4 protein-coding genes and 1 tRNA gene are annotated in these 6074 nt (G+C 42.7%); 2 read left to right on the top strand and 3 right to left on the bottom strand.

Features of this window, described 5'->3' with window-relative positions; genetic code table 11:
* Positions 1–2: 2 nt before the first annotated feature.
* The 3 genes from IM477_RS17730 to IM477_RS17720 form a co-directional block, all read right to left on the bottom strand.
* Positions 3–89: transfer RNA gene (locus tag IM477_RS17730), tRNA-Ser, on the bottom strand.
* 116 nt (positions 90–205) lie between these two features.
* Positions 206–1303, bottom strand: a complete 1098-nt coding sequence (locus IM477_RS17725; protein WP_287732865.1) for a glycosyltransferase family 4 protein — start codon at positions 1301–1303, stop codon at positions 206–208.
* Complete coding sequence (locus tag IM477_RS17720) at positions 1303–3132, bottom strand: tetratricopeptide repeat protein (RefSeq protein ID WP_061431106.1); 1830 nt, start codon at positions 3130–3132, stop codon at positions 1303–1305. The genes IM477_RS17725 and IM477_RS17720 overlap by 1 nt, the downstream gene beginning before the upstream one ends.
* A gap of 239 nt (positions 3133–3371) precedes the next feature.
* On the opposite strand from IM477_RS17720, the gene IM477_RS17715 reads away from it, so the two are divergent.
* The gene (locus IM477_RS17715) at positions 3372–4649 is read left to right on the top strand and encodes a M16 family metallopeptidase (protein ID WP_287732862.1); all 1278 of its coding nucleotides are present in this window, start codon (positions 3372–3374) and stop codon (positions 4647–4649) included.
* Between the two features lie 3 nt (positions 4650–4652).
* Positions 4653–5912 carry a M16 family metallopeptidase gene (locus IM477_RS17710; RefSeq protein WP_287732861.1) on the top strand — a complete coding sequence of 420 codons (1260 nt, stop codon included), beginning with the start codon at positions 4653–4655 and terminating at the stop codon, positions 5910–5912.
* Positions 5913–6074 lie beyond the last annotated feature (162 nt).

Genomic DNA, 6074 nt, shown 5'->3' with positions numbered 1-6074 from the left:
TACGGAGAGAGAGGGATTCGAACCCTCGTTAAAGTTACCCCTAAACAGCATTTCCAGTGCTGCGCCTTCAACCGCTCGGCCATCTCTCCAATTGAGGTCACGATCATCAATCCTACAGCAAATGCTGCCGATCTGTCAAATTATTTTTCTTTTTCCGACGTTGACCGATCAGGTTAAACTTCATCTGGACGGGAAACGCTGTCAGTTAAGCATACCCTAGATATTGATTTAAGATTGCGGCCGTAGCTAGACCAGTTTTTTGCCAACTAAACTCATCGGCCCGTTTTTTGCCTAGATGACTTAATTTTGAGTGTAATTGTCGATCTTGAGCGATAATTTTCAGGGCATCGGCCAGGGACTCGACTCGATAGGGATCGATTAAAATTGCCGCTGTTGCCGTGACTTCGGGCAAAGATGACAAATTTGAGGTAATGACGGGTGTACCGCAGGCCATAGCCTCTAAAACGGGCAACCCGAAGCCTTCCCAGAGACTAGGGAAGACTAAAGCAGTGGCTTGACTGATAACCTTGGGCAGCTCATCGTAGGGGATATAGTCGAGAAATTTAATGCGATCGCTGACTGCTAATTCTTGCGCTTGTTGTTGTAAATTGGGGGTATAACGGCGATCAAAGCTGCCGGCAATCCAAAGATGATAATCTGTTAAATCTGGGGGCAGTTGGGCAAAAGCGGCGATTAAACGCGGTAAATTTTTATAGGGATTGGGACGACCGAGATAGAGAAAATAGGGATGCTCTGGCTTATCATCTTGAATAGGGCGAAAGTGATGATGATCGTAGGCTAGGGGAATAGAAGTAATTTTATCGGCGGGAATTTGATAATATTCAGTGATATCTTTGGCCGTTGCCTGAGAGTTGCAGATAATATGTTTTGCCTGTTGTAATACCTGCGGCACATAATAACGGAAATAGTGAGTTAAGGGGGAAGTAAAACTGGGAAACCGCAGGGGAATTAAATCGTGGACCATGACGACAAAGCGACAGGGAGAATTTATCGGCGCTTCCGGAAGGGGAGAAAAGAGTAAATTGGCCTTTAATTGTCGGTAAATTGACGATAACCGAAACTGAGTCCAGAGTAAGCGTTTTAAATGACCTTTCGCTCCTCGATTGGGGCCGAGACCCTTGGGGATAGAATAACAGTTAAAGTCGGGATAACTATTAACTGTTAGTAGGGTTGGTTCTAAATTTTTCAGGTAGGGTAAGAGGTTAAGAATGTAGGTACTGATTCCCGTGGGTTGGGGAAAAAGTACCGAGAGATTAATTAATAGGTTATGCTGTGTATTCACTAATTACCCTGTTGATATTTGCTGAGAATTTCTGAGATATATTGGTAGCCTTCCAGTCCAATAGATTTAATCAGGGAGGAACGTTCCTGACTGAAAGTCTGTTCAAAAGCTGCGATATTTTTGCCGCGAATAACCGTTAATAGACTAGCAGCTTGTCGCCATTCTACTGCACCGATTTCGTGTAGCCAATACATTCCTAGAGAACCCATATAAATTGCCTGTTCAAAATTCTTGTCTTGATAGTAAGCTTCGCCTAAATAAGTTAGTAATAAACCTTGCAGATATACATCTCCGTAGTATTTGGCCGATTCCAATCCTTGCAGGAGAATATTAATCGCTTCTTGGGGTCTTTCGAGGATAAGATATGCTAGACCTAAACTGCTACAACAAAGGGATTTACTCTGCCAATCTTGGAGACTTTCTGCTAACTTTAATCCCTGCTGTAAATACTCGATCGAACTTTGATAAATTTCGGGATCATATCTCTCTAACTGTTGCGCTTCCTGTACCTGACTATAACCCAAATTAGCTAAAGCGTTAGCCTGTCCTAAACTATTACCCTGTTGACGACTTAAAATTAAAGCTCTCTGACTTAAATTAATCGCTTCTGCATAGTTTTTTTGGATAGCATTGAGACGGGATAAATGGTTTAAATTAGCTATTTCACAAGCATAATCCTGTTGTTGACGGGCAATTTCTAAAGCTTGTTGATGACATTCTCTGGCCTGTCGATAGTCGCCGCGAATGCGATTAGAATAGGCAATTAAAGTTAAAATTCTCGCCTTTTCTCCCGTGCCTTCCACATAACGCAGAGGAATTGATAAATAATCTAATGCCTCCTTGAGATAACTGCCAGAAAAGGAGGCAAAAATTCCTCCGTATAAAGGAAAATAGTCCCGTTGAGCAAAGGTTCTTAGAATTTGTAAAGCCATCTGAAAACAGCCCCGACTATAGAGAGAATTTTTACTAACTTGCTCGAAACTATTGGTTAACAGCGACCAAATTAAAGCAAAGGTGAGAAAGGTAGAAATGGATAATTTGGCTCCTAATTTTTCGCTATAGATGCGCTGATCAAAAAAGTTAATTAGTCCTCTTTGGATATATTGAAAAACAATAGCAGTTTCTACCCAATCGGTTAAAGTTAAATCCTGAGTGAGAGGCTCAAAAGCTTGTTGATTAGCTAAACTTTCTAAGACTCGTTTTAACCAAGAGGGATTAACTTTACTTGCCCAAATTTGCCAAGGAGTCACTCGCTCATTATCATTAGTAAAACCAAGATTGCGATTTTGTTCGTAGAGCCAACTGGTGAGATAACTTGATAAATTTGACCAAGTATTTAACCCCAGATTAATCCCCGTGGCAATTTGCCATAAATCCGCTTCTCCCCGCTGCTGAGAAACTGTCTGTAAATGCTTGGCTAACTGTTGTAATTGTTCTAGGGTTAAAGCATTATTTTGATTGGGATCAATTAAATTTACTAAAGTCAGTAAACGATCCTCTCGATCGATTTTCACCAGATTATCGATCGCCGCTGCAGTGAGAGAATTTTTCTGATTGGTTTTTTGATATTTTTCCCATTCACTTTCGATCGTTTCCAGGGCCCGCAAAACCCTAGTCGCTTTAATTTTTGTTTCTAACTGTGAGCGAGTAACGATTATTTTTTCGGTTAAACAACGCTCAAAAATTTCTCCTGTGCCATTTTTTACTGCCTCGGCTAAAAGGTTATAAACCTGTGATTTAGCCCGAATTTTTCCTTCTAAAGTTAGATTGACAATGCGCTCAATTAGTGCCTTATAAGTTTCGTTGAAGTTATCTCTATTGTCTGTCATAGGGTTTTTTTCAGTTATCAGTAAACAGTAAACAGTAATCAGTAATTAGGGAGCGGTAAACAGTAAACAGTAATCAGTGAACCGAAAACTCACATCTGATAACTGATCACTGAGCACCGATAAGGCTGATATTTGGGGGAATTGTCTAGAAATCATGACAAAATTTTTGTAATGGTGGAGCAGGCAAGAGATAAGATAACCTATGTATAGAATTTAACAAAAAATCTGGTTAACGGACATTGATCAAGTCGATAGCACAGTGTCAAACGAGTTCTTTTCCCGCTCAGGTATGGCAATTAGATCACGGCTTAACCGTAATTCATCAGTATTTACCCGTGACTCCTGTGGTGGTGGTGGATGTGTGGGTGAAAGCAGGTGCGATCGCTGAACCCGACCCATGGTTAGGTATGGCCCATTTTCTCGAACACATGATCTTTAAGGGGACGAAAAAACTTCCCCCCGGACTCTTTGACTATTTAATCGAAAATTGTGGCGGAATGACCAACGCTGCCACCAGTCACGATTATGCACACTTCTATCTCACCACCAGTGTGGATCAAATTGAACATACCTTACCCCATCTGGCCGAAATTCTCCTCCATGCTGAGATTGACGATGAGGAATTCTATCGGGAAAAAGATGTAGTTTTAGAAGAATTACGGGCCTGTTATGATGATCCCGATTGGATTGCCTACCAAACCCTCTGCGGAAGTATCTATCAAAACCATCCCTACGGACGCTCTATTCTAGGCGATCAACCCTGTTTAGAGCAATTAACCCCCAATCAAATGCGCTGTTTCCATCGCACCTATTATCAACCGGAAAATATGTGTGTGGCGATTATCGGGGGAATTGAACCCCAACCAGCTTTAGAAATTATCCGGCAATCTTTTCGGGAATTTCCCGTCCCCTCGGAATCCCCTGCGAATCTAGTGGCTGCCGAACCCCCCCTGATCGAAATTCGTCGTTCCCAAGTATATTTACCCCACCTAGAACATTCTCGTCTCTTGATGGGATGGACTGGACCGGGATGCGATCGCCTAGAGGATGCCTTTGGATTAGACTTGCTATCGGTAATTCTTGCTGGGGGACGCTGTTCGCGGTTAGTGCGACAGCTGCGGGAAGAAGCGCAAATCGTCCTCGATATTAACAGTAATTTTTCCCTGCAACGAGATTCCAGTCTCTTTACCATCGGCGCTTGGCTATCTAGCTCACAAATCGGGACAATTGAAGCTATTATCTGTGAACATCTTCAACATCTACACGATCATCCCGTCACCCCCGCAGAATTACACCGCACTCAACAGTTATTAGCTAACGATTATATTTTCTCCACAGAAACCCCGGGCCAATTAGCGGGACTCTATGGATATTATCAAACCCTGAGAGCTGCCGACCTAGCAACGATCTATCCCCAAGTTATCCAAAGTTTGCAACCGTCAGATCTACAGCGTCTTGCTCGTCAGTATCTCTCCCCGGAGCGATATGCTATTACAGTAATGCAACCCTGTGAATAAACGATGTCCGCTTCCCCCATTCACCGCTTAACCTTAGAAAATGGCATCACTCTTTTAGTGATGGAAAATACGGCCGTGGAGTTGGTTGCGGGGAGGATTTTCCTCAAAAATGCGGGTACTCGTTGGGAAAAAAACGAAAAAGCGGGTTTATTTCGTCTTTTAGCCGTGCTGCTCACCAAAGGTACAGAAAAGTTATCTTCCCTAGAAATTGCTGATCGCGTTGAGTCCACGGGAGCCGGTTTAAGCGCCGACACGGGTACTGATTATTTTGTGGTTAGTTTAAAGACCGTTACCAAGGATTTTTTAGATATATTGCGTCTAGCGGCGGAAATTATTCGTTTTCCCAGTTTTCCCCCTCCAGAAATCGAATTAGAGAAAAATCTCACCCGTCAAAGCATTCGCTCTCAATTGGAACAGCCTTTTAATGTGGCTTTTAATCAATTACGCGCAGCTATGTACCCCGATCATCCCTATGGTATGTCTTTATTGGGTACGGAGGCAACGGTTTCGCAATTGCAACGGGATGACCTGCTGGCCTATCATAGTCGCTTTTTCCGTCCCGATAACCTCGTGATTAGTCTTTCTGGCCGTATTACCCTAGAGCAAGCAGTAAAAGCAGTGACGGAAATTTTTGGCAGTTGGTCAATTCCCGATCTTCCTTTATCTAGTTTACCTCCGGCCGCTTTTGATTTTCAGCCCACCTGTTTAACTACCGTCCAAGCTAGTCAACAGGCGATCGTTATGTTAGGATACCCCGGCTCTTCTGTACAAGAGGATGATTATGCCGTTTTAAAATTATTGAGTACCTATCTGGGGAATGGGTTATCTAGTCGTTTATTCGTGGAATTGCGAGAAAAACGGGGATTAGCCTACGATGTTTCTGCTTTTTATCCCACCCGTCTCGATTCTTCCCAATTTGTCATTTATATGGGAACTGCACCCCAAAATACAGCGATCGCCGTGTCGGGATTGCGTCAGGAAGCAGAAAGGTTATATAAAGTAACTTTGAGTGAGGAGGAGTTACAGTCAGCTAAAAATAAGTTATTGGGTCAATATGCTCTCGGTAAACAAACTAACTCCGAAATCGCTCAATTATACGGTTGGTATGAAAGCTTAGGTTTGGGGATTGAATTTGATCGCACTTTCCCAGATTCTATTAATCAGATTACTGCCGAACAAGCGCGATCGGTAGCTAGTAAATATTTTCAAAATCCTTACATTTCTTTAGTCGGTCCAGAAAATGCGATCAACGAAATTCTCTAGGTAGTCGCGCAAAATTAATTTCCTAGTGGGACTTAAACGCTCAACAAGAGTATAATAGAGTATAATCGTTATAGAATAAGCACTTTACGTTGAAAAATCGGCGATGAAAGAGACAACCCCAGCCGCGATGCCCCCATGCTTTGACCGATGGTGTCGGCGGTT

Origin of the sequence: Microcystis sp. M090S1 (genome assembly GCF_020246295.1) — a bacterium.
GTDB lineage: Bacteria > Cyanobacteriota > Cyanobacteriia > Cyanobacteriales > Microcystaceae > Microcystis > Microcystis aeruginosa.
This window is presented reverse-complemented; position numbering and strand designations above follow the sequence as displayed.

Bases quoted from the DNA above. Each gene is read 5' to 3' on its own strand.
- IM477_RS17710 (WP_287732861.1), top strand. From the start codon at position 4,653: ATGTCCGCTTCCCCCATTCACCGCTTAACCTTAGAAAATGGCATCACT.
- IM477_RS17720 (WP_061431106.1), bottom strand. From the start codon at position 3,132: ATGACAGACAATAGAGATAACTTCAACGAAACTTATAAGGCACTAATT.